The following is a 24,402-nucleotide window of genomic DNA, read 5'->3' on the forward strand; positions in this document are numbered from 1 at the left end:
CCCGGGCGAAAGGGATGAAGCGCCCTTCTGTAGGGCCGAAAGTGCAAGATCGACGCATCCGGGGCGGGGTGGGGTGGGGTGGGGTGGGGGTGGGTGATGCCTGGATATCGGAGCTGCTCGTCTAGGGTCGATTCATGTCGATCTCTGATGTGGCGCTGGTCCTCGATGCGGTGAATGCCGGTGCTGCGGTCGTCCGGGCCCACTACGGATCGGCGCTGGGGCGCATCGACAAGGCCGGGGGCGACTTCGCCACCACCGCCGACATCGCCGCCGAGGCGGCCATCGTCGACGTCCTGCGCGCCGCGCGTCCGGACGACGTCGTGCTCGGTGAGGAGGGCGGACGCAGGGGCCGGGAGGATAACGGCCGCGTGTGGCTGGTCGACCCGCTGTGCGGAACGGTGAACTACGCCGCGAGGAACATGCTGGTCTCGGTCAACGTGGCGCTCCGGACCGGGACGCGCACCGCGGTGGCCGCCTCGGCGGACCCGTTCGCCGAGGAGGTGTTCTGGACCGACGGCGACGCCGCGTACGTGCGCAGCCGGGGCGGGGACGAGCGGCTCGTCCCGTCAGCCGGGTCCAGGCTGGTCGACGTCAACCTCGACCCGCCGTTCCCGAACAACGACACCTTCATGGCCGCCCGCATGCTGGCCGACGAGGGCTTCATCGAGCAGTTCCGCCCCCGCGTGGTGTCCACGACCCTGGCCGTGGCCTGGGTCGCCGCCGGACGCCGCGCCGCGTACGTCACGGACGGCCACCTGCGCGACAGCGTCCACTTCGCCGCCGGGATCGCCCTCTGCCAGGCGGCCGGCTGCGTCGTCACCGGGATCGACGGCCAACCGCTGCACACCGGCGTCGGCGGGCTCGTCGTGGCCGCCGACGATCGGACGCATGCCGCCCTGCTGGCCCTCATCCGCGGCGGCGCGTGAGCCCCGTCGGCTCGGCGGGCCCACGATCCCCGGCGCACCTGCGCCACGGTTCCGCCCGTCCTCGTGGCTTCGCCTCCGCGGACTGCGGCGCAGGCGCGGCGACGACCCGCCGTGCCTGCGCCGCAGTCGCCGGCACCCCCGCTCAGCGGGCGTGCCGCAGGGCCCAGTCCAGCGCGTAGTCGGCGACCTGCTCCCAGCCGGGCTCGGCGCACGTCCAGTGGGAGCGGCCGGGGAACTCGTGGAAGTCGGTGACCGTGCCGGGGGCCTTGTAGTGGTGGGCGTTGGACCGGTTCACCGACGGGGGCATGATGTGGTCCGCGCCGCCCGCGATGAACAGCAGCGGGGCGCGCTGCTCGTTGCGGAAGTTCACCCAGGTCTCCTGCTTGCCGGGGGTGAAGTTGGCCAGCAGCCCGTACGCCCAGACCCAGCTGCCGGGGGCGGGGATCGCGTAACGGTCGTAGGCCGCTTGGGCGTCCTCCTCGGAGAGGGTGTTGGTGAAGGCGTAGTGGAACTGGGCCGGGGTGAACCCGGCCGCCTGGTGCCGCTTCGCCGGGTTGTTGAGGATCGGGAACAGCGACTTGATCTGCGACGGCGGGGTGACCCGGATGCCCTCCGGCGGGGCCGAGTCGATGACGACGCCGGCAGCGCCGTGGCCCCGGTCGAGCAGGAGCTGGGTCAGGGTGCCGCCGAACGAGTGACCCATGATGATCGGCTTCTCCGGCAGCGCCGTGATGATCTTTTCGAGGTGCGCGACGGTGTCGGGCACGGTGACGGTGGCGATCGGCGTCGGGTCGGCCCGCAGCGCCTCGACCTCGACCTCGAAGCCGGGATAGGCCGGGGTGAGGACGGTGTGCCCCTGCGCCTCGTAGTAGGGCACCCAGTGCTCCCAGCTGCGCGGCGTGACCCAGAGGCCGTGGATCAGGACGATCGTGCTCATGAGTCGTACTCCTTCAGGAAGGCCAGCAGGTCGTCGCCGAGCTGCTCCTTGTGGGTGTCGGTGATGCCGTGCGGAGCCCCGGGGTAGACGAGCAGGCTGGCGTTCGCGATGAGCGCGGCCGACGCCATGCCGCCCACCTCGAACGGTACGACCTGGTCGTCGTCGCCGTGGACGACCAGCGTGGGCACGTCGAACCGGGCGAGATCGGGGCGGAAGTCCGTGGCCGAGAAGGCGGCGATGCACTCGTAGGCGTTGCGGTGCCCGGCGGCCATCGACTGCAACCAGAACGCGTCGCGGATGCCCTGCGACACGTGCACGCCGGGACGGTTGTTGCCGAAGAACGGGCCGTCGGCGAGGTCCCGATAGGTCTGCGACCGGTCGGCCAGCGAGCCGGCGCGGATCGCGTCGAACACCCCGACCGGCACGCCGCCGGGATTGTCCGGACCCTGGAGCATGTACGGCGGCACCGCCGAGACGAGCACGGCCTGCGCGATGCGGCCGGTGCCGTGGCGGCCGATGTAGCGGGCGACCTCGCCGCCGCCGGTGGAGAACCCCACCAGCGTCACGTCCCGCAGGTCGAGGGCGTCGAGGACGGCGGCGAGGTCGTCGGCGTAGGTGTCCATCTCGTTGCCGTGCCAGGTGCGGGTGGAGCGGCCGTGGCCGCGCCGGTCGTGGGCGACGACCCGGTAGCCGTTGCCGGCCAGGAACAGGGCCTGGGCCTCCCAGCTGTCGGAGTTCAGCGGCCAGCCGTGCGACAGCACGACCGGGCGGCCGGCACCCCAGTCCTGGTAGTAGATCTGTGCGCCGTCGGCGGCGGTCACGTACATGATGGTCGGTCCCTTCAGCGGGTCGCGGTCTTGATGAGGTTCGCGGTGGCCCGCGGCTGCGAGATCATCGCGACGTGCGAGGCGGTGACCTCGGTGGTGCGGGCACCGGCCCGCTGCGCCATGAACCGCTGCGCGGCCGGCGGGATCAGGTTGTCGTTGCGGGCGACCAGGTAGAAGCTCGGGATGGACCGCCAGGCCGGCGCGCCGGACGGCTCCAGCAGCGTGTGGACGTCGCCGGGGCGCTGGGTGGCCGCCATGACGTCGGTGGTGGCCTGCGGCAGGTCACCGGCGAACACGTCGCGGAACACGGCCGGCTTGACGTAGCCGTCGACGCTGCCGACGCCGTCGGGGGTCGGGTAGGGGCGGAAGTCCAGCGCCGCCTCGTCGAGCTTGCTGCCGGGGAACTGCAACTGGAGCCCCTGCAACGTCTCGCCCTGGTCCGGGGCGAACGCCGCCACGTACACGAGGGCCTTGACGTTCGGGTTGCCGGCGGCGGCGTTGGTGATGACCATCCCGCCGTACGAGTGCGCCACCAGCACCAGCGGGCCGGGCAGCGTGGTGAGGAGGCTGGCCAGGTAGGCCGAGTCGGCCGAGACGCTGCGCAACGGGTTGGCCGGCGCGATCACCGGGTAGCCGTCGCAGCGCAGGAGGCGGGCGACCTCGGTCCAGCCGGAGGCGTCGGCGAACGCGCCGTGCACGAGCACGACGGTCGGCTTCGTCCCGGCCGCCGGCCGCGCCTGGGCCGCGGCGGCGGGCGCCCCGACAAGGGCACCGGTGGCGACCGCCGCGGTTCCGGCGAGCAGGGTACGACGAGTGGTGTGCATCGGTCGGGCTCCTTCCGTGCAGGTCGATGTGTCAATCAGCGTGGGGGAGCGCACCTGCTCCGGGCATCGGTACGTTGACGGTCCTCCGACGGTGCGTACCGCCGATCCGCCGGCGCGGCACCGCCCGATCGGCCGGTCAGCGGCGGTCCCGGGGGCGCAGCGGCAACCAGTGCAGGCGGTCGCCCAACCCGTCGGGCGCGGCGGCGAACGCCTCCTCGACCGCCGCCCGCCCCTGGCTGAAGTGCGACCAGCCCTCGTAGTGCACGGGGACGATCGTGCGCGGGCGGACCAGCGTGCACAGCTCGACGGCCTCCGCCGCCGTCAGGCTGTAGTGCAGCCGACCGGTGATCGGGAACCGCACGGCCCCGAGGTGCAGCAGCACGGTGTCGACCGTCATGCGGCGCGGCACCTCCCGCACGCCGCGATACAGCACGGTGTCCCCGGTGATCCAGAGGACCCCGTGCTCCTGGCCGTCCCAGCGCAGCGCGAAACCGACCGTCGCACCGGTGATCGGGCGGCTCAGCGGCGGACCGTGCCGGCACGGCGTGGCGGTCACCTCGATGGTCCGCCGACCGGGGGCGGCCAGCTCCGTGCGCGCCCACGGGCGCAGCCCTCGCGCGCCGCCGCCCAGCCGCCGCGCCCCGGGCACGGTGGTGACGACGACCGGAACCCCGGCGAGGAAGGCGCGGCCCCGGTCGTCGAGGTTGTCGGCGTGGTGGTCGTGGCTGAGCAGGACGGCGTCGACCGGCCCGAGATCGTCGGGGTCGAGGGCCGGACCGTGCTCCTTGCGGGAACTGGTGCCCCAGCCGAACGAGTAGCGGCGGCCGGGACCGTCGAACGTCGGGTCGGTGAGGATGCGCCAGCCGGCCGCGTCGATGAGGGCCGTCGGGCCCCCGATGTGCGTCACTCGTACGTCCTTCAACGATGCCGTCCTCACGTCGTCCGGTCGCGCGGCGGTGGGCACGCGCCGTGGCCAACGATGCACGGGCTGTGGGTGGCGCGCATCCGTACGTTGACTGCCGTACGTCGACCGCGTCAGCCCGTGCCGTGCGGGAACGTCAGCCCGCGCCGTGCGGGAGCGCGGCGAGCGCCTCGCGCAACTGCGACCGGGCGGTGATGCCGAGCTTCGGAAAGATCCGGTAGAGGTGCGAACTCACCGTGCGGTGCGACACGAACAGCCGCTGGCCGATCTCGCGGTTGCTCAGCCCCGCCGCGGCGAGCATCGCCGTCTGCAACTCCTGCGCGGTCAACTGCTCCCGCGACGGCACCGCACGCCCCGCGCTCTCCTCCCCGGCGGCGCGCAGCTCCTCCCGGGCCAGCCGGCCCCAGGCCGCCGCGCCGAGGGCCTCGAAGCCGTCCCGGGCGATCCGCAGCGGCACCCGCGACTCCAGGATGTGCCGGCGGCGGCGCAGCCACGCACCGTACGCGAGGTTCAGCCGGGCCCGGTGTACCGGCCACGCCCCGAGATCCAGGGCGAACGCCTCGGCGAACCGCGCGCCCGCCTCCCGCTCGGGCGCGAGCACGGCGACGGCGTAGGCGAGCGAATGGTGCAGCATCGGCGACGGGAAACGCGCCGCCCGCTGCGCGGCCCGGGCCACGATGCCCCGGATCCCGTCCTGCCGTCCCGACCGGACGGCCGCGTCGGCGAGGTCCGGCAGCGCCCAGCCGGACATGTCGAGGTGGAACGTCACGTCCTGCGGATCGAACGTGCGCACGAGCAGGTCGAGGGCCTCGTCGTGGTGCCCGGCGGCGTTCGCGGCGACCCCACGGGCGTGCTGGGCGGCCTGGGTGGCGAACCGCACCCCCGTCGCCAGCGGGCTGGCTAGCACCTGGTCGGCGAGCCGGTGCGCGGCGTCGCTGTTGCCGCACATCGCCTCGTGCATGGCGCGCGCCGCCCGAGAGGCGACGAGCCAGAAGTGGTCGCCGGTCTCCTCGGCGAGCGCCTCGGCCTCCTCCAGGTCGGCCCGCACCGACGGCCACCGACCCAGCCACAGCCGGATGTACCCGGCGGAGGACAGGGTGCGGGCCAGTAACGCCGCCCGGCCCCCGGCCCGGTAGCCCGCAGCCGCCGTCGCCATGAACGACGACGCGGTGACGAAGTCGCCGAGGACCAGCGCCGCCCCACCCAGGGAACGCATGCCGTCGACGTCGGCGCGGTCGGGCACCAGCGTGGACAACTGCCGCAGGATCGCGGCACCGAGCGCCTCCGACTGCGCGTAGGCGGCGATCGCCACCGTGCGCGGATCGTCGTCGGCGAGGCCGAGCTTGCCGAGTACGGCCGTGACCCGCGCGCCGACCTCCGGAGGCAGGCTGGCCCACCAGCAGCGCGACGCCGCCCGCCAACACAGCAGCGCCCCCAGGTCCGTGTCACCGGCGGCGTGCGCCTCCACCGCCAGTTCGCAGAGCAGGTCGATGCGGCCCGGGTCATCCATGTCGCCGGGATCGACGATGTCGCGGACCAGGGCCAGCCGGCCCCGGTCGGCGGGACCGCCCGCCGCCGGGTCGGCCTTGGCGGCCAACTGCCCCGCGACCGTACGGTCGTGCAACTGCGACGCGAGTTCCGCCGCCCGCAGCAGCAGCGACGAACGGCGCGCCGGGCTGTCGGTGAGGTCGGCGGCCCGGTCCAGGTCGGCCACCGCCACGCCCAGCGCCCCCCGTTCGAGCGCCCGCGCGGCGGCGGCCTCCAGCTCCGCGCTGGCCTCCTCGTCCGGGCCGAGAACCGCGGCGCTGCGGTGCCAGGCCCGGCGGTCCGGGTCGTGGGCGAGCGCGTCGGCCAGCACCGAGTGCACCGTGAGCCGGGCGAAGTCGCTGACGGAGCGGTACACCGCCGAGCGCATCAGCGGGTGCCGGAACTGCAGCCGCCGCCCCTGGATCTGCAACAGGCCCGCGTCGATCGCCGGCTGGAAGCTGTCCACGGCCACGTCGGTGCCGGTCAGCGCCCGGGCGGCGGCGAGCACGACCGGCAACCGGCAGGTGGTGTCGGCGGAGAACGCGGCGACGACCGCCCGGGTCGGCGCGGGCAACTGCCCGAACCGGTCGGCGAACGCGCTCTCCAGCCGCTCGTTGAGCGGCAGCAGCTCCGGCAGTTCGTCGAGGCTCCCGGACGTGACGCACCGGGGCAGCTCCACCAGGGCGAGCGGGTTGCCCGCCGCCTCCGCCAGGATCCGGTTGCGCAGGCCCGGCGGGAGCCCGGGCGCATGGTCGGCCAGCACCCGCCCGGCGGCGTCGTCGTCGAGTGCGTCGAGGTGCAGCTGGCCGATGCCGCCACCGGCGAGCACGTCGGCGTGCGGGGCACGGACGGCCATGATCGCCACGATCGGCTCGACGGCGAGGCGGCGCGCGACGAAGACGAGCACGTCGAGCGTCTCCGGATCCAGCCAGTGCGCGTCCTCCGCCACGATCAGCAGCGGGGTCCTGGCCGCCCGCTCCCCGAGCAGCTCCAGCACCGACAGGCCGATCGTGAACAGGTCCGGCCGGGTCCCCTCCTGCCCGAACGCGCCCCGCAGCGTGCCCCGTAGTCGTGGGGTCAGCGACGACAGGTCGTCCAGCAGCGGGGCCAGGAGCTGGTGCAGCCCCGCGAACGGCAGCGCCGACTCCGCCTCTGCCCCGCTCGCGGCGAGCACCAGCATGCCGGCGTCGGTGGCACACCGGCGGGCGGCGGACAGGAGCACGCTCTTGCCGATCCCGGCCTGCCCGCGTACGACCAGCGCCGCGCCCCGGCCCGCGCGGCCGTCGGCCAGCAGGCGCGCGACGGCGGCCAGTTCGTCGTGCCGACCGTGCACTGCCGTTCGGCCGTCACCTGACTGGACCATCGACGGCGGCCCCTCCCTCTCGGCGCCACCCGGCTGTGAGCGGCGGCCCGCCCGCCGACCCGGCCCCTCCAGCCTGCGGGCCCGTCAGCGGGCGCGGACCACGTGCCGCACGTAGTCCCCCGGGTCACGACTGGTCGAGGCGGCCGGCGAGCTGTCGTCGGGAGGTGACGCCGAGCCGCTGGAAGACCTTGCGGAGGTGATAGTCGACGGTGTTCGGGCTGATGAACATCGTGGCGCTGATCTCCGCGTTGGTCGCCCCGGCGGCGGCGAGCCGGGCGACCGCCAGCTCCTGTGGGGTCAGGTCGAGCCGCCGGGGCGGCTCGTCGGTCGTCGGCGACCGGCTGATCGCCGCCAACTCGGTGCGGGCCCGCTGGGCGAACGCCGGCGCACCGGCGTCGTCAAAGATCCCGACCGCCCGGCTGAGCTGCTCCCGGGCCTCCCGGCGACGCCTGCGTCGTCGCAGCCACTCGCCGTAGACCAGGTGCGACCGGCCGAGCTCGACGGTCAACGCGGTCGGCCCGAGCGTCGCGACGGCAGCAGCGTGCCACCGCTCGGCGTCGGTGTCGCCGGACACCAGGGCGCGCGCCCGCTGCGCGAGCCCCCTCGTCCAGGCCGAGCCGTTGACCGCCGCCATGTCCTCCAGGAGCTCCACGAACCCGACCGCCTCGTCGGTGCGCCCGATCCTGCTGGCGGCCTCGACGAAGTCCGCGTAGTTCAGTGGCGTCACCTGGAGGAACGGCGTGTCCATGAGCGGCTTCAGCCGCGCGTACGCGTCGTGGTAGCGGCGCTCGGCCAGGTCGCGCACGGCCAGCGCGGACACCCCGGAGGCGTGCACCCCGCCGAAGCCGGACGCCCGTGCCGCCTCGGCGATCGCCTCCACCCCCTCGCGGGGGCCACCGGACCAGGCCAGCAGCGCCGCGTTGACGACGTGCTCGGCGTCGTAGCCGATGGCCCGGCGCAGCTCGCGCACCTGGTCGATGTGCTCTTGCGCCGCACGCGGAGTGCCGATGTGCAGCAGGGACAGCGACAGGACCCACAGGGCGGTGTCGAGCATCTGCACCGAACCCAGGTCCCGGGCGGTCGCGGCGGTCCGCTCCAGGCAGCGGCGGATCGCGGCTTCGTCCCACAACGCCGTCGTCAGCGCGACGCTGATCACGCCGTACTTCAGCAGGTCGGTGCCGTCGAGACCGTCGATGGCCGCCAGCGCGACCCGCAACTCGGGCACGGCCTCCCGATAGGACCGCAGGATGAACGTGCCCAGGGCGCGCAGGATCGTCGCGGCGACGCTGTCGCCGCGCTCCGCGCCGTTGTCTCGCTGTGCGCCGTTGCCGCGCTCTGCGTTGTGGCCGAGACCTGCGCCGTCGAGCAGCCGCCGGCCCAGCGCCGGCAGCGGGACGTCGCGCCCCAGCCGCTCCACGACGAGCGCACGCAGGAACGCCTGGAGCAGCGCCTCCTGCTCGGCCGCCGCATCGTGGCCGTGGAAGCAGGAGGCCGCCGTGAGCATGTCGGCGGGGCCGCGTACCACGTCCGGGCCGGCGGTGAAGAACGCATGGTCGACCCGGACGCGGGTCAACCGGCCCCGGGTGACCGGATCCAGCGCCTCCGCGCTCACCTCGTCCACCAGGCTGCGCGCCAGCCCCGCCGCCCCCGCCGCCAACGCGGCCTCGGCCGCCGCGACCAGCCGGCCGTTGCGGACCGGCCCCGGCGGGGTCAGCCTCGACGCCTGCGTCAGGACCCCGGCCCGGGACGTGAACCCGCCGCGCCGCCCCGCCAGCTCCGCCACCCGTTCGAGCCGGCCGGCGACGTGCTCGTCGGTGCCGATCGTCGCCTTGGCCGCGTGCCAGGCCGCCAACTCGACCAGCCCCAGGGACTCCGCCGCCTCGGCCAGCGCACCGTGGACCCGGCGACGTTCGGCCCCCGCCGCGCCGTTGTATGTCGCCGAGGGCACCAGCGCGTGACGGAATCGCAGCGACGTGCCGAACTCGACCAGTCCCCGCAGCTCCGCCTCGTCGCCCCACGTGCCGGCGAGCCCGAGCCGCCGCGCCGCCGTCCGGACCAGGTCCACGTTGCCCGTCGACTCGGCCGCGGCGATCAACAGCCACAACTGCTGCTGCGGCGTTGCCCGGCGTACCTGACGCAGATAGAAGGCCTCCAGGCGGCCACCCACCGGAATCGGCTCGGCGCCGACGCTGGACTGGGTCAGCTCCCGCACGCTCAGCTCGTCGGCCAGGTCGATCAGCGCCAGCGGATTGCCCCCGGTGGCGGCGGCGACCCGCGCGGCCGTCGCCGGATCGATCGGCTCCCGCGACACCGACGTCAGCAGCCGCACCGCGGGCCCCGTCGCCAGGCCGAGTAGGCGAAGCACGGGCAGCCCGGCCAGCCGTTCCGCGACCTGTGGCTCGTCCCGGGCGGCGAACACGAACGCGACGCGGTCCGCCTCCAGGCGACGAGTCACGAACGCCAGCACGTCCAGGGACTCGGCATCGAGAAGATGGGCGTCGTCGACCACGCACACGACCGGCGACGTCGAGACGACGGCCGCCGTCAACAGGCCCAGCACGCCGAGGCCGACGAGATAACGATCCGGCGGCGGGCCGTCCGCCAGCCCGGTTGCGACCTGCAACGCCTGCTGCTGCCGCTGTGGAAGGACCATGACGTGATCGCGCAGCGGAATCGTCAGCCGGTGCACCCCGGCGAACGGGATGGCGGACTCCGCCTCGTAGCCGTCCAGGCGCAGCAGCCGGAAGCCCTCCGCCGCCGAGGCCGTCGCCTCCAGCAGCGCTGTCTTTCCGATCCCCGGCTCGCCGTTGACCACCAGCCCACCGCCGTGGCCACCACGGGCCGCCGTCAGCAACTCGTCGATCCGCCGTAGCTCGTCGTCCCGGCCGAGGAGCCGGGCGCGCCGATCACCTGCGGCAGGCGGCCCGCCCCAGGTCACGTCGGCCACGACTGGTTACGGACGTGTCGCCGGGACCGCAACTGGTTCTCACGTCTGCGCACGCTGTCATCGTCGCACCGCGAACCGTGCTGCGGCAGTACCGAGATCCTGGGTGGGGGCCGACCGCAGGTGGTGTCCCGGACGTCGCCGGCCGCCGCGCGCACTGGGGTCAGAGGACCGAATCCGCCTGCCCGGCTGGGGTCTCGGGAGCGGGTTCGGCCTCCATGCGTCGGGGCCTTCCGGGCGGAAGATGCAGGTACGCCGCGTCGGCCACCGGCCCGCCGTCGAGGGCGAGGGGTGTGCCGGGGCCACGCGTCGTGCTGCTCAGCGTCTCGTGCCTCTTCGACCACCAGCACGTCGGCCGCCCGCCACGTGGGCGGACGGAGCGGTGGCTGGTGCGAACAGCCCGCCCGGATGTGGGCAGGGTGCTACGAGACGCGGGGATCCCGATCAGAACGGGACGAGCGCCTTCCCGGCCCCGGTGCCGGGGCGGATGGCGGGGAACTCCGGCCCTTTCCAGTGGCCGATCGGCGCGCGGGAGATGGCTGGAACTGCCTCGGGGGGCGTCTCCAAGCTCATGTCCACTCCCGGGTCGACGGGCCGGCGCTGTCTGCTGGAGAAGCTAGCCGCCGCCGCCTGCCCCGTCAACCGGTGAAGACGTATCGTTACGCCTGCTCAGCCTGCCTGTCGGGCGGTCGGGGCGGCCGGCCCTGCCGACTCGCCCCCTCACGCGATGCGAGATCCCATTCCGCATCTTGACAGGGTTCCTGGTGGCACGTACGTTCGCTCCAAGTCGGCGAGGCGTCAGGGTGCTGCTGGGGTGCAGCCCGTCAGCCTGAACCGACCGGCGACCAACCCTGCTCGGCCATTCCGTGAATCCGCCCGAGGCCCCTTGCGGCACCGGGCCGGATCCCACCGAAGCAGGCACGCGGTCACACACACCCCCTTCCAAGCCAGGGCAAGACGCGTCGAACCGAGACCGCAGGGCGATTCCAGTGCCAGGCGGGCGAGTTCGCAGCGGTGGAGCCCGTATCGCGTCGTAACCGACAAGCGCCTACCCGGCACCGGTCCCTGCTGTTGCCAGCACCGGTGGGAAATGCCGGGTCCCGTGTGGACACATAGGAGTGACAAGATGATTTCACGACGTATCGGTGCGGCGGCGGCCGTCACCGCCCTGCTTTTCGCCAGCGCCTGCGGCGGGGGCGACGACGCCGCCGGCTCCGCGAACGCCACGACGAAGGTCTCCGTCACGACGTTCGGCTGCGAAATCTGGAACACCTGGGCGATCTCGAAGGGCGTCTACGCGAAGCACCGCCTCGACGTCGAGCTGGTCCGGTCCGGGGGCGGCTCGGCCGCCGTCGCCGCGGTGCTCTCCGGGGCGGCCGACTTCGGGTACGTCAACGGATACACCGCGATCAACGCCTACAACACCGGCTTCCCCATCCAGATGGTGTCCGGCGCCAACGTCAACGCGCTGCCGCCGGCCAAGCCCGCGCAGGGCGTCTTCGTCGGCAAGGACTCCCCGATCACGTCGCCCGCCGACCTCGCCGGCAAGAAGATCGCGGTCAACGAGATCAACGGCATCAACCAGATCGTGACCGCGAGCTGGCTGAAGGCCAACGGGGTCGAGCCGGAGAGCGTGAGCTTCGTGGCGCTGCCCTTCGCCGAGCAGATCCCCGCGGTGCTCAGCGGGCGGGTCGACGCCGCCCAGCTCGGCTACTCGCTGCTCGGCAACAACAACGACGGCGTACGCAGCCTGGCGGACCCCTTCGCCAGCAGCAACAAGGTCTACATCGCGACCTACGTCGCCGCGAAGAGCTTCGTGGCCAAGGGCGACGCGGCGAAGCGCTTCCACGAGGCGATGACCGAGACCGCCCAGCAGCTCAACGACCCGGCCAACAAGGACGAGTCGTTCCGGTTGCTCTCCGAGTGCCAGAAGGTGCCGGCCGAGACCCTCGCCGCCCAGCCGCAGAACGCCATCGAGGCCGCCGTCGACCTCGCCGCGCTGGACCGGATGGCACAGCAGATGATCGACCTCAAGATGATGCAGAAGAAGCCCGATCTTGAGCCTTTCGTCGCCGACTTCGCCCGGTCCTGAACCGGCGACCGGCGACCGTCAAGGGAGAGGACGTGACAGGGGTGTCGGATGTTCGAGTGAGCCACCCGGTCAAGGCTGATGTCCCCGCCCCGTCGCCCCCCGGCGTGCCCACCGCGGCACGCCGGAGGGGCCCGACGCCCGACTGGGCGTACGGGCTGGCGGGCATCGCGACGATGTTCGTGGTGTGGGAACTCGTGGTACGCACCGGGGCCGTCTCGGCGGACTCCCTGCCGTACCCGGCGGCCACCATGCGGCGGGCCGGCGAACTCCTCGTCGACGCGACGTTCCTGACGGAGGTGGCGCAGACCCTGTGGGCCTGGCTGCTCGCCATGCTCGCCGCCAGCGCCGTCGGCATCCCGCTGGGCCTGACCCTCGGCTACTTCTCCGCGTTCTACCGACCTTCGTCCTCGGTCGTGCACGCCGGCCGGTCGATCCCCTCCTCGGCGTTCCTGCCGATCGCCATCCTGCTGTTCGGCCTCGGCACCCAGATGAAGGTGTCGCTGGCGATCTACGCGATCTTCTGGCCGATCCTGCTCAACGCCATGTACGGCGTGCGCGACACCGAACCGCTCATGCTGGCCACCGGCCGGAGCATGGGCTGGGGCAGAACGCGGCTGCTGACGAGAGTCGTGCTGCCCTCGGCGGCCCCGTCGATCGCCACCGGCCTGCGGGTGGCCAGCTCGACGGCGCTCATCGTGGTGCTCTCGGCCGAACTGCTCGGCGCCACCAGCGGGGTGGGCACGGTGATCACCACGTACCAGCAGGCGCAACGACCCGACTTCGTCTACGCGGGGATCCTCCTCGTGGGGCTGCTCGGGATGGCCCTCTACTACGGCTTCAACCTGGTCGAACGCCTGGTGGTCCCCTGGGGCCAGGCCCAACGGGAGAGCGGACGATGAGCGATCACGGTGCGAAGCGGTCGAGCCTGGCCGCCTCGGCGCAGGCGATGGGACGCGGCGTGCAGTCGCTGTGGCTGCTCGCGGCCCTGCTGGTGGTGTGGGAGATCGCCGCCCGGCTGGCCGGGTCCCTGTTCGTCCCGCCGGTGTCGCAGATCTTCGTCGCGTTCGTCGACACCTGGCTCTCCGGCTCGCCGTCGTCGCTCTTCCTCAGCGACCAGTTCCGGGTCGACGTCCTGCCCAGTCTCGCCCGACTCGGCCTCGGCTACGGCGCGGCGGCGGCGATCGGCATCAGCGCCGGCATCCTGATCGGGGTGTGGCGACCCGCCGGAGCGTTCTTCAACCCGTTGATCCGGCTGGGCATGTCCGTGCCGGTGACCGCGCTCCTGCCCATCGCCATCGTGCTCTTCGGCATCACCAGCGGAATGAACGTCTTCCTCATCGCGCTGGGCTGCCTGTGGCCGATCCTCATCAACACCTATGACGGGGTACGGGGACTCGACCGCACGGTGGTCACCGCCGCCAAGAGCATGCGGCTGACCCGACGCCGCTACTTCCTCCAGGTCCTGCTGCCCGGCGCCAGCCCCGCGATCTTCGCGGGAATGCGGATCAGCATCGGGATCGCCCTGGTGCTGATGGTGATCTCCGAGCTGTACGCCGCCACGGCGGGCCTCGGTTTCTACATCGTGAGCCAGCAGCGGCTGTTCCGGTTCCCGGAGTTGTGGGCGGCCATCGTGCTGCTGGCGCTGCTGGGCATCCTCTTCAACGCCATCTTCGCCGTCGTCGAGAGGGTGCTGCTCAGGTGGCACCGCAACGTGCGGCCAGAGGGCGCGGAGGGCCACTAGCGGGTCTCGCACCCACAACTTCCCGCGCCGACAGTTCCCCGCGCCGACCACTCCCCGCGCCGCCGACGACAACGACATCAGGTAGAGGAGTCCCGGATGAATCCCGTGACGATCCAACCGCACCAACCGGGCCCCGGCACCGACACGCCCGTGTTGGCCGTACAGGAACTCGGAAAGTCCTACCCCTCGCGCAAGGGCGACGTGCTGGCCGTCCGCAGCATCGACTTCGCCGTGCACGCCGGCCAGTTCGTGTCGGTCGTCGGCCCGTCCGGCTGCGGCAAGACGACCCTCATGATGTGCATCGCCGGGCTTCTGCCCATCACCACCGGGGCCGTCATGTTCCGGGGGGAACGCATGTCGGGCCCGCGGGACGGCGTCGCGGTCGTCTTCCAGGACTACAGCCGATCGCTGTTCCCCTGGCTCACCGTCGAGAAGAACGTCGCCCTCCCCCTGCGGGACCGCGGCCTGCCCCGCACCGAGATCCGCGACCGCGTACGAGAATCACTGGAGATGGTGGGCCTGGCCCACGCCGCGGCGCTGCACCCGTGGCAACTCTCCGGCGGCATGCAACAGCGCGTGGCCATCGCGCGGGGCCTCGCCGTACGGCCGGAAATGCTGATCATGGACGAGCCCTTCGCCTCGGTGGACGCCCAGACCCGGGCCAGCCTGGAGGATCTGCTGCTCAAGGTCTGGGCGGAGACCGGCACGACGGTGCTGTTCGTGACCCACGACATCGACGAGGCCGTCTACCTGTCCGACCGGGTGGTCGTGCTGTCGCAGGGGCCGTCCGTCGTCGTCGAGGACCTGCCGGTCGAACTCGACCGGCCCCGCGACCAGATCGCGACCAAGCAGACGGCGCTCTTCGGCGAACTCCGCGAGAACGTCTACTCCCTGGTCATGGCGTCGCAGCGGCGCACCTCCCTGTCCGGCGACCCGCACTGACCCGTCGCGGGCCCAGGCCCGGTCACGCTGCCCGGCAACCATCGCCGGGAGCGTGACCGGGCACGTCGGCGTCGCCCCTGCGTTGTGGTGCGTCCGGGCAGGGCGCTCCGTCGGACCCGAACCTGCGGCCGCTCTCAGCGCCTGGTCTCGTACCTCGTCAGCACCACGCCGTCAGGGAACGTCCGGGTCTCCACCAGGGTCAGGTTCACCCAGTTGTCGAGGGCCGTGAAGAACGGCTTACCGCCGCCCAGCAGGACCGGGTGGGTGACGAGCGTGTACTCGTCGATCAGCCCGGCGCGCATGGCCCCGGCGGCGAGGGTGGGGCTGGAGATGTCCAGGGAGCCGCCGTCCTCGGCCCTGAGCCGCGCGATCTCGGTGACCGCGTCGCCGGCGACCAGGCGCGCGTTCCAGTCGACCGTGCTGATCGTCGAGGAGAACACCACCTTCGGCATGTCCCGCCAGCGGCGGGCGAACTCGATCTCCGCCGGGGTGGCACCCGGCCGCTGGTCGGCGGTCGGCCAGTGGGAACTCATCATCTCCCACAGCCTGCGCCCGTACAGCCCCGTGCCCGTCGCCCCCACCCGGTCGGACCACCACTGGAACAACTCGTCGCTCGGCACACTCCAGCCGAGGTCGTCGCCGGGCGCGGCGATGTAGCCGTCCAGGCTCAGGTTCATGCCGAAGGTCAGTTTCCGCATCGTGTCAGCCTCTCGTGGTTCGGTCCTCGGCATACAGACCAGCACGGCGCGGAAGAATCATCGGTCAGGCCACACCGAAGGCCGGCTCATCAGAGGGGAGGTGGCGTGCCCGCCGGCACGGGGTTGCCAGCCCACTGTGCGGCGCGTCATGTGAAAAATCTCTGGTGGTGCCACCCCTGGTCAATGGCAGATCCGGGGCTGCAGTAGTGACCGGATCGGGGCAGTGCCGCAGGCGGGGTCGTCAGGTGCTTGGGGTCGGCAGCGCCATTCTGTAGGCCCCCGTTCGGCAGAGCCGAGCATGGGAGCCTGCCCGGTTAGGGCCATTCAGACAATTAGGGTGCTCCCGCTGACCGGACAGTCCCCCATGCTCCACGAGGGTCTGCTGCACCGATAGGTGACAGTTTCAGTCACGCGGCCTGACTGGCCGGTGGGGTCATGATGGTCTCGTACTCGATGGGGGTCAACCGGGACAGGGATCGTTGGCGTCGTCGGCGGTGGTAGGTCCGTTCGATCTAGGTCACGATCGCGGTCCTGAGCTGCTGCCGGGTCGTCCAGGTTCGGCGGTCGAGGACGTTGTTTTGTAGCAGGCCGAAGAACGCCTTCATGGCGGCGTTGTCGCCGGCGGCGGCCTGGCTGGATCTGCGTAACGGCGAGCAGGCGGCGAGGTACGCCCGTGAGGCGTTGCAGGTCTGTGAAGCTCTGCCGCTGTCCCGTCGGCCGTACTCCCAGATCAACGGGACGCAGATCGACGTGGCCGTTGCTCACCTGCACATGCGCGACCGAGACGGCGTGGCCGAAGCGTTGCAAGGCGTTCTCGACCTACCGGCGCAGAAGCGGAACGTGTCGCTGGCCGGGCGGCTGGAGAAGGTCGGTCGGCTACTGACCACGCCCGCGTGGCGTGAGAACTCGGAAGCGCAGCAACTCGCCGAACGAATCTCCGTCTGGCTCGCGGAGACGTCAGCCCGTCCACTCTCCTGACGCTCGCCACGCGGCGAGCACCCGCGCTTCCTTGTCACGGCTGAGCCCGATCTCGGTGGCCCGGTCGTGGGCGCTCACCTCCCCGGTCTCGACCAGCCACCGCCAGGTGTCGGCGATGGTTTCGGCCAGCGGCCGGCAGAGCAGGCCGGCTCGGTGCGCGCGTGACGGGTCAACTCGCCAAACACCCTCGAAGGTGCGCCAGAGCGGCAGCTCGGACCACTGCCGCACGCCCTGGTCGAGAAGCACGTCATCTGGCACCCACTCGAACCGCGGTGCGGCGCCGGTCGCGTCGGCGCACGCCGCGAGCAGCTCCCCGAACGTGGCCCCGCCGACGGGGGCGCAGACGTTGAACGCGCCGGAGATGCCCTCGGCGGCGGTACGCAAGGCGAACGCGGCCAGGTCGCGGACGTCGACGGGCTGAATCGACCGATCCGGTGAGCCCGGTGCGAGAACCGTCCCGCCGGCAGCGACCCGGCGCAGCCACCAGGGCAGCCGGCCGACGTACTCGCGCGGACCAAGCACCACACCGGGCCGTAGGACCGTTGTCCGATCCGGGCCGAACGCGGCCAGTGCGGCAGCCTCGCACCCCGACTTCTGGTAGCCGTACTGCGTCGGTCCGTCTTCGGTGTCGGTGCCGTAGTCCGGCCCGGCATCCGGTGGGCAGTAGAGCACCTCGGATTCCTCGCTGAGCGGCTTCACCGGCCAATCCTGGTAGACGCTCACCGTCGACATGAAGACGTACCGGCCGGCGACGGGAGCGAGCGTGCGAGCCACGTCGAGGGTGTTCCTCGGTACGTAGCCGGAGGTGTCTACGACGGCGTCCCACGGCCCGGCGGCGGCCAGGGTATCGACGTCAGCCGGCTGCGTCCGGTCCCCTTGGACCGCGCGTACGCCATCGATGTCCGGCCCGGACGAGCCCCGGTTGAACGTCGTCACCTCCCACCTCCCACCTCGCGCCAAGGGCGGCCGTGACGACCGCGTGGCCTACGAACCAGGTTCCACCGAGCACCAGCAAACGCACTGGACCATCATGCCGAGAAAAGCCGTCAAGGATGAACGGGGAGGTCTCCTGGCGTACATGGCCGATTCTGCCTGTGGTCTGTTGCCTAGTTGGCCTGTGCTAGAGATCGAGGCGCTGACGCGCTGCGCGGGCCGGGCGCGGTAACCGGCTCTTACGGAGCTGCCGCCCCGTCCGCCTCCGGCGGTGGGGCGAAAAGTCAGCTAGCCCGAAGCACACGCCCGCCCGGGACATCACCCGTGAGCTAGCATGTAACCCGGTAACGAGTCCCGGCATCGACCGGGCACTAGGACGACCAAAGTTCCTACGCTCTCTTCCATCGCGTGATGCCTCACTGCGGATCGGTGTGCGGTCGGTCAGGCGAGTTGCCAAGGAAGCACGCGGGCCATCTCACGGGTCCGAGGTGGCAAGGGGGCGGAGGGTGGGGTTAGAGCTGCCTCCGGCGGGGGCTAGACGACTCCAGGGATGGAGTTGCCAATACGCTTCCGGCTCCGTAGGCGGTGAGGATTAGGCTGCCGTAGCAGGTTTGCGCATCAGCCGTAGTCGTGTAAGCCGATGTGATCTACAACCAACCGTCTCTGCTGTTGGTCAATCGCAAAGTATATTCGGCCACATTGATCTGGGCTTTTGGCGTCATCTACCTTAACGTGCGGTATCGCATGGAACGGTTGGAGAATGCGCTCAATCCGCACTTCTGGGGGGTTTAGCCCCTTGTCGGTGAGCGCAACTTCGATGCCGTGATTTGTTATTGAGAATTCTGCAATGCTGACCCCGAGATTGCCATCTTGCTCGTGATACGTCTTAGCAACGAGGGAAAGTCTGCGAACTTGATCGTACATTCGCTCGGGCTTCGGGTAGGGGTTGCCGTCGAGCATGGAGCGCGCTCGGTCGGAGAGGACGAAATGCTTGCCCTCCAAAAGCAGAATCTCCGCCTTCACCTCCTGCCATGTATTCAGCTTGAGTGGCGATTGCCGGTTGCTTGCAAGCCCTGAAATCTCAACGAGGTGCATGAGTAGCTCGGCAGTGTGGTCTTCATAGGAAAATTCCTGCTGCTGCGATCCCAGTAGTGCAGCGTAACCGCTCGGGCGGGCAGAAAGGAACGGTTGAATGAAGGAGGCTGGACTTGTAACGAAGTTTGCCCAGACTAGAAGCGCTGTAGGAGGTTTTGATTGGATATCGTTGACGACCGCAGCTCTTGCTGAGTCAGGGTTGGGGCGCAGGTCGAGGCTAATGCCGTACAAGCCCGCTGCAAACCGGAACTCCCGCTGCCAACTGTTCGGCAGTGAATCGCCTGACCTGGCCCCGCCCAGTAGGGCAGTTACCACTTGCCACGGTGTAGACTTCGCCTCAGGCTTCGGCTCATAGTGCGGTGCGGATTTTCTGCACAAATCAAACAGATGCGTGACAAATTCGTTTTGGTCTTCTGTCCAGTTCTCCTCGCAGTGCAGGACCAATGTGCTTCCGAAGCCTAGCCCGTTCTCAGCTACCAGTAAGCGCGCTGCCCCGTAAAGCAAACTTCCGCCCGCCCGGCGCAAGCATATGCCAAGGCCAATATTTCTCACCTTAACCCGCCGAGATGATTCTTCGAGTGGATAGTGTTGTAGTTCTTCGTCGGTTGGATTCCGCAGTGGAATAATGGTTCCGGGGTCGGTTAGAAGTATCCCGCGAGCTCCGGCCGAGTCGTCAGAATTGAGATCTAGTATGCCAGCACCGAAGTCACCTATCGGCGTCAGCCCTGCGAGGCTACCAGGGAGCACTAGCTTGCTCTCGCCGGGTACTAAGAGCTTCGCCTTGGGTGAGTATCCAGGAGGCCATCCTCCGGAAGCTCCGTGTGTTGGAACCTCGCGAGCTTTCCCGATGATATCCGTAAGGGTTCTCACCCGCGTTAGTCCTCGAAGAGATACCCGACAGGGACGCGAAGCATCTTGAGTTCTGTGAGTGGCATGCGATCAATGGCCAGGTGTAGTCTCGCGCGAAGCTCGGCACCATCCGTCAAGGCGTCATCTGGGCTAATCTCCACTGCTGGAGTCGGAAACCGTCGAGCCTTCAGAAGCTTTAGGAAATCGACGGCAGCAGCAGTTCGTTCTTCTTGCCTGTGGCCATGATGGACCTGTGGAGCTTGCTGCGTTTCCTTCGGTCCTGGCTGGCGTCGCTCTATGTCGATCTGCTCATCTACCGCGACTGAATCTCGCCACTTCTCCACAACCTGGCGGACCTTCAGCCCCAGCTCTCGGTGCCAACGAGTCAATTGCTCGGGGTCCGTGCGGAGAATATCAACGAATAGCTTGAGAGGTTTTTCGCTGTCGAGCGCGGCGCTCAGCAGAGATTGAAATTCGGAATCGCGGAGCTTTTCGACATACTCCCGCATCCAGGCCAATTGGGTCGGCATTCCTACCGGCTCAATCTCAATAAACGCCGCAGGCTCATGCTCCAGTCGATGGCGAAGATCTTTGTACCTTTGCGGCTCAAAGGGGGCGGGAATTTTTGGTATCATCCGAGCCTTCCCTGCGGCCCTGTCGTAGACCCTCAGCATTCGCGTATCCCAGTCCACGAAAGCGCGCCAGAGGTCTGTACGAACGAAGTAAATCGGCTCTCGTGGCGAATCGGCATCGGTGGCGCGAAGTACGGCCATATCCCCAGCTCTGCTGGTATCTAGGCCGATATGGCCCTCACTTGCAGCGGCCATCAGAAAGTCGCGAAAACGCTTGAACCCAACAAGATTTGGGTCGAAACCACCATAGGTGCGACGCTTCATTTCGAGTCGGACTTCGCTAGCCGTTGGTGGGCGGACGCCATCGGCAGTCAAGCCTTCAACAGCTTCTGCCAGTACAGCGAATGCTTCGGCCCGACCATCGCCGGTCTCGCCGGGAGAGGTCTTCCCTGCGTTAATGTTCTCTGTCACTCCTACTCCCGTGGTGAGATAGGCCGGGACCCATTATGGATCCCGGCCTACAGCCTCTTCGGAAGTAGCGCCAGCGACAGCTGATGGGGGACACTGCTTCCCCGCAGGGGCCTGATCTCGCATCCAGCTCGCCTACTGTGCGTCAGCGAAGCTTGCGGCCACAGGCTGATCCACCACCCACGCTCCGTCCCCTGGTAACCCGAATATCAGGGAACAAAGCCTTAGCACTCTCCTGACAAGAAGGATGCCGCATCGGAGCGCCTACGTCAAGGAGCCCGAGCGCCCATCGAAGCGATATGATGCTTTTGGGTGGTTTTCGATGTATGAAATTTAGTCTGGTTCTCTAGACAGCGCCCCCGCATGTCCGGTATAAGCGCTCCGCGCTTCGGCGGCAAGCGGCATAGCGCGGGTCTTGACGGGCCAGGCCGCGCCAGGCAGGTACGACAAGCCCAATGCAAGTCTTCGGGGCATGAACCGTATGAGGCTGAGTGGTAGCGAAGAGGCTCACACGAGCCGCGTTTGCGCGACACCAGAGGACACAAACGGGTGATGGTCGGCCTCGGGGAGAGGGGCGACGGCTGCTGCTGTGACGTGACCGTGTTCGGGACGAAGAGGTCTCGGCTGCACAGCCATCCGTACAGCCAAGCCGGCCGACGGAGATGGTCCGGGACCGAGGCAGCGCGACACAGCGAGCAGGCCGGTGGCCGTCACCCGACGCAGGCCTTGATCATTGAGCCTTTTCCAGGCTGATCTTGCAGCTCAGGGTGGGTGTGGCGGACCCGGTGATCGATGGGCGCGAGGCTCCAGGTAGGACAGCAAATCGACCAAAACCCGATGCCCCGACCGGGAGCCTCGCCATGCTGTCCTGCCCCGCCACGATCCCGTTGTCCAACCGGACCCTGAACCACCTCGCCGAACGCATCCGCTCCCACCGAAAGCAGCGCCGATCCCGCTGGCGGCGACTGAACCCAGGCCGGCAGTCGTTACTCGCCCTGGCCCATCTGCGCAACGGCGACACCTACACCCGCCTCGCCGCCGGCTTCGAGATCGGCGTGGCGACTGCCTGGCGCTACGTCCAGGAAGCGATCGCCCTGCTCAGCGCAGCCGCCGAAGACCTCGACACCGCCATGCGGCGCATCCGGCTGCTGGCCTACGCGATCCTGGACGGCACCCTGATCCCGATCGACCGCGTCGCCGACCAGAAGCCGTACTACTCCGGCAAGCACAAGCGTCACGGCGTGAACGTGCAGGTCATCGCCGATGCCCTCGGTCGACTCGTGTGGGCCTCACCAGCCCTACCGGGTTCGACCCACGATCTGACCGCTGCCCGCGATCACGGCATCATCGAGGCCCTGGCCAACGCGGATGTGATGACCTTCGCGGACAAGGGGTATCAGGGTGCGCGAGGTAGCGTGCGCACACCGTTCAAGCGGCGCCGCTTCCGGCCGAAGCTGTCACGCCGACAGAAGGCCGTGAACCGGGCGCACGCGAAGATCCGTGCTCGCGGTGAACGCGCGATCGCCACACTCAAGACCTGGAAGATCCTGGCCAAGCTGCGCTGCTGCCCACACCGCACGACCATGATCGTGCAGGCCATCCTCGTGCTGCACCACGTCGAAGCCAACCGCTACGCAGGATGAAAATGGCTCATTGAAGGCAGGGGGTTGTCTCCAAGACTTCAACCTGCGCTTGTGGCTCCGCCCTGCGGGGGACCTCCGGCCGTCCTCGGGCGGGCGCAGCGCACGCGTCGATCCCCACGGACCATTCACGGACTGATCTTGACCCAGGTGGCCTTGAGGCTGACCCGCCGTTGCAGGCCAATGGCCTGGAGGCACTCTGTCGACGGTCGGTTTCCTAGACTGTAGTCAGCAGAGAGGATGCACCGCGCTTGGGACACCGCCTGACTCACCCGGCGATTACTCGTCGGGCTGTCCCGCGACGGTCGCCCGGCGACCTCGGGCAACGTTGACCAGGCCGTCTGTTGTCAGGGAAGCCACTGCGCGGTGAGCGGTGCCAACCGAGACCCCATGCGCAGCAGCCAACTCGGTGACCGTGGGAAGTGGCGCGCCCGGCTCAAGGCTCCCGGTGCGGATCTGCTCGCGCAGTTCCTCGGCAGTTGTCCGGTACGGGCTGCTCGGCAGGATCGGCGACGTCGGGCGGGTCGGCATCCGGGCGGCGAGCGTCCCGGCGGCACGCTGGTCGGACTCCGACAGCCATGCGGCGTAGACCCGGAGTGTGGTGGTGCCACCGCCACCGTGACCGAGCCGGCCGGCGACGGTACGCACGTCGACACCGGCATTGATCAGCTCGGTTGCCGAGTAGTGGCGCAGGGCGTGGATGTGGCTGTCGATGCCGAGTCGCTTGGCGAGTCGGCCGTACCGCTGGGTGATGGTGTCGGGCCGGTAGCCGCGACTGTTGTCCGGCTCGGGGGAAAGACGTAGTCCGCCGGGTCTGCCGTCGCGTCGAGCTGCGCCAGGCGGTCGACGTACCGGGCGTTCAGCTCGGTGAGCACGGCGACCGTCTCGGGGTCGAGGGCGACCCGTCGTTGCTGGTGAGTCTTGGTGTCCTTCTCCTGTAGCGCGCCGTCTGCGTCGAGGTAGGCGCTGCGCCGGAGGGTCAGCACGCCGGCGGCCAGATCGAGGTGATGCCAGCGCAGCGCAGCCAACTCGCCCCGTCGGGCACCGGTGGTCATGGCGAGCCAGACCAGCGCGCCCCAGTCCGGATCGCGCCATGCCTCGTTGATGATGCGCGCGGCGTCGGCCGGATTCGGCGGCTGCGGGTCGGGGTGTGGCGGGGCGGGTGGTTCAGCCTGTGCGGCGGGGTTGACCGCGATCCAGCGCCACCGCACCGCGCGACTCAGCGCACCGCTCAGGATCCAGTGGATCTGTCGTACCGAGGACGGGCTGAGCGGCTTGCAGACGTGCGGGCGGCATCTCGCGGTGCAGGTGTGCTCGCCCTTTACCCGGTGCGTCACGAACGCTTTGCCACCGCACCAGTCCCGGCAGCGGCGCTGACTCGCGTAGAACGACTCCAACGTCTCGGCGTCAAGCCGGCCGACCGGCAGCTTGCCGAGCGTCGGCCGTACGTGCTTGTTCAGCTTGTGCTCTTACCCCATGCGGGTGTGGCCTCGATGTCGGCCACCTCAAGCTATCGGTCTAGGAGCTGGTCGAGCGTCGCGCGCGTGCGCGGGTTGCGTCGCTCGTCGACCTGGGCCAGCAACCGGGTGTGTGCCTTCTCGGCTTCCTTGGCGGCGGTGCGGCCGGCAGGGATGACCTCGGTCAGGTAGTGCCGCTTCCCGCCGATCGGGTCTACCCGACGTAGACCTTCACGCGGAGTGACCCACTGGGCAGGGTCTCGACCTCGCCGCGTTGCCGTTTCGTGCGTCCGTTCGAACTCGCCACGCGGCAAACCTAGCTCGCTCGCACCACGGATAGCCCCACGCGAGCCGGTCGGCTGAGAGAAAGTGCTGTGCGCCCGGCAGGATTCGAACCTGCGGCCTTGGGATTAGAAGGCGGAAAACTTACGTTCCAGGCGTTACCAGCGGTGACCAGGTCTGCCGTCTGACCAGGAGAATCGGCACGGTTGAGCGCTCCTGACCACGGTCGGTTACGGCTGACACGGGTGGGGCCGGGGTGGGGCCGGCAAGCCGAGCGGGTCCACTTCCGTCTCCAACTTGTTCGGCACGCGCGGCCAGCGCTAGCCTCGTGGGCGCAGGGCAGCCAGCGGGCAGCCGGGCGCGGCACCTTCGGACCATCGGTCAC

At 69.8% G+C, this 24,402-nt stretch carries 17 protein-coding genes and 3 pseudogenes; 7 read left to right on the top strand and 13 right to left on the bottom strand.

What is annotated here, in order from left to right; all coding sequences use genetic code 11:
* Nucleotides 1–134: 134 nt before the first annotated feature.
* On the top strand, nt 135–926 hold the full coding sequence (locus tag ACVMYR_RS29100) for an inositol monophosphatase family protein (RefSeq protein WP_457123343.1): 792 nt from the start codon (nt 135–137) through the stop codon (nt 924–926).
* Nucleotides 927–1,068: 142 nt separating this feature from the next.
* Here the strand turns inward: ACVMYR_RS29100 and ACVMYR_RS29105 are convergent, their stop codons facing one another.
* The 7 genes from ACVMYR_RS29105 to ACVMYR_RS29135 all read right to left on the bottom strand — a co-directional run bounded on the left by ACVMYR_RS29105 (nt 1,069) and on the right by ACVMYR_RS29135 (nt 10,843).
* A complete protein-coding gene (locus tag ACVMYR_RS29105) occupies nt 1,069–1,863 on the bottom strand; it encodes an alpha/beta hydrolase (RefSeq protein ID WP_457123344.1) in 795 nt (264 codons plus the stop codon).
* On the bottom strand, nt 1,860–2,690 hold the full coding sequence (locus ACVMYR_RS29110; protein WP_228986612.1) for an alpha/beta fold hydrolase: 831 nt from the start codon (nt 2,688–2,690) through the stop codon (nt 1,860–1,862). The genes ACVMYR_RS29105 and ACVMYR_RS29110 overlap by 4 nt, the downstream gene beginning before the upstream one ends.
* 14 nt (nt 2,691–2,704) lie before the next feature.
* Entirely contained in the window at nt 2,705–3,514 is an 810-nt protein-coding gene (locus tag ACVMYR_RS29115) for an alpha/beta fold hydrolase (protein ID WP_457123345.1), read from the bottom strand.
* Nucleotides 3,515–3,650: 136 nt separating this feature from the next.
* Nucleotides 3,651–4,421 carry an MBL fold metallo-hydrolase gene (locus ACVMYR_RS29120; protein WP_228986611.1) on the bottom strand — a complete coding sequence of 257 codons (771 nt, stop codon included), beginning with the start codon at nt 4,419–4,421 and terminating at the stop codon, nt 3,651–3,653.
* Between the two features lie 151 nt (nt 4,422–4,572).
* Nucleotides 4,573–7,296 (bottom strand): AAA family ATPase, encoded by a 2,724-nt coding sequence (locus tag ACVMYR_RS29125; RefSeq protein WP_457123346.1) that lies wholly within the window; start codon nt 7,294–7,296, stop codon nt 4,573–4,575.
* A gap of 154 nt (nt 7,297–7,450) precedes the next feature.
* Nucleotides 7,451–10,273, bottom strand: a complete 2,823-nt coding sequence (locus ACVMYR_RS29130) for an AAA family ATPase (protein WP_457123347.1) — start codon at nt 10,271–10,273, stop codon at nt 7,451–7,453.
* Between the two features lie 441 nt (nt 10,274–10,714).
* Nucleotides 10,715–10,843 carry a hypothetical protein gene (locus tag ACVMYR_RS29135; protein ID WP_278128908.1) on the bottom strand — a complete coding sequence of 43 codons (129 nt, stop codon included), beginning with the start codon at nt 10,841–10,843 and terminating at the stop codon, nt 10,715–10,717.
* Between the two features lie 553 nt (nt 10,844–11,396).
* Here ACVMYR_RS29135 and ACVMYR_RS29140 point away from each other — a divergent pair.
* The 4 genes from ACVMYR_RS29140 to ACVMYR_RS29155 all read left to right on the top strand — a co-directional run bounded on the left by ACVMYR_RS29140 (nt 11,397) and on the right by ACVMYR_RS29155 (nt 15,045).
* On the top strand, nt 11,397–12,362 hold the full coding sequence (locus tag ACVMYR_RS29140; RefSeq protein ID WP_457123348.1) for an ABC transporter substrate-binding protein: 966 nt from the start codon (nt 11,397–11,399) through the stop codon (nt 12,360–12,362).
* Nucleotides 12,363–12,418: 56 nt separating this feature from the next.
* A complete protein-coding gene (locus ACVMYR_RS29145) occupies nt 12,419–13,261 on the top strand; it encodes an ABC transporter permease (protein WP_144082701.1) in 843 nt (280 codons plus the stop codon).
* A complete protein-coding gene (locus ACVMYR_RS29150) occupies nt 13,258–14,103 on the top strand; it encodes an ABC transporter permease (protein WP_457123349.1) in 846 nt (281 codons plus the stop codon). Before ACVMYR_RS29145 ends, ACVMYR_RS29150 begins: the two co-directional genes overlap by 4 nt.
* Nucleotides 14,104–14,199: 96 nt before the next feature.
* Complete coding sequence (locus tag ACVMYR_RS29155) at nt 14,200–15,045, top strand: ABC transporter ATP-binding protein (protein ID WP_396789030.1); 846 nt, start codon at nt 14,200–14,202, stop codon at nt 15,043–15,045.
* A gap of 134 nt (nt 15,046–15,179) precedes the next feature.
* On the opposite strand, the gene ACVMYR_RS29160 is transcribed toward ACVMYR_RS29155, so the two are convergent.
* On the bottom strand, nt 15,180–15,743 hold the full coding sequence (locus ACVMYR_RS29160; protein WP_457123350.1) for a dihydrofolate reductase family protein: 564 nt from the start codon (nt 15,741–15,743) through the stop codon (nt 15,180–15,182).
* Nucleotides 15,744–16,150: 407 nt separating this feature from the next.
* Nucleotides 16,151–16,369, bottom strand: a pseudogene (locus ACVMYR_RS29165) (IS3 family transposase); the annotation flags it as partial.
* Between ACVMYR_RS29165 and ACVMYR_RS29170 the strand changes: the two are divergent.
* Complete coding sequence (locus ACVMYR_RS29170) at nt 16,347–16,721, top strand: hypothetical protein (RefSeq protein WP_396789173.1); 375 nt, start codon at nt 16,347–16,349, stop codon at nt 16,719–16,721. The pseudogene ACVMYR_RS29165 and the gene ACVMYR_RS29170 sit on opposite strands and share 23 nt — an antisense overlap.
* On the opposite strand, the pseudogene ACVMYR_RS29175 reads toward ACVMYR_RS29170, so the two are convergent.
* From ACVMYR_RS29175 to ACVMYR_RS29185, 3 genes and pseudogenes are all read right to left on the bottom strand, one after another.
* A pseudogene (locus tag ACVMYR_RS29175) lies at nt 16,701–17,742 on the bottom strand (NAD-dependent epimerase/dehydratase family protein). The gene ACVMYR_RS29170 and the pseudogene ACVMYR_RS29175 overlap by 21 nt on opposite strands.
* Nucleotides 17,743–18,272: 530 nt before the next feature.
* Complete coding sequence (locus ACVMYR_RS29180; protein WP_396789027.1) at nt 18,273–19,193, bottom strand: hypothetical protein; 921 nt, start codon at nt 19,191–19,193, stop codon at nt 18,273–18,275.
* Between the two features lie 431 nt (nt 19,194–19,624).
* Nucleotides 19,625–20,641 carry a hypothetical protein gene (locus tag ACVMYR_RS29185; protein ID WP_457123351.1) on the bottom strand — a complete coding sequence of 339 codons (1,017 nt, stop codon included), beginning with the start codon at nt 20,639–20,641 and terminating at the stop codon, nt 19,625–19,627.
* 857 nt (nt 20,642–21,498) lie between these two features.
* Here ACVMYR_RS29185 and ACVMYR_RS29190 point away from each other — a divergent pair.
* On the top strand, nt 21,499–22,281 hold the full coding sequence (locus tag ACVMYR_RS29190) for a transposase family protein (RefSeq protein ID WP_396789025.1): 783 nt from the start codon (nt 21,499–21,501) through the stop codon (nt 22,279–22,281).
* 276 nt (nt 22,282–22,557) lie between these two features.
* Here ACVMYR_RS29190 and ACVMYR_RS29195 read toward each other — a convergent pair.
* Nucleotides 22,558–24,042, bottom strand: a pseudogene (locus tag ACVMYR_RS29195) (tyrosine-type recombinase/integrase).
* Between the last annotated feature and the right edge of the window lie 360 nt (nt 24,043–24,402).

Source organism: Micromonospora sp. PTRAS2 (genome assembly GCF_054052245.1).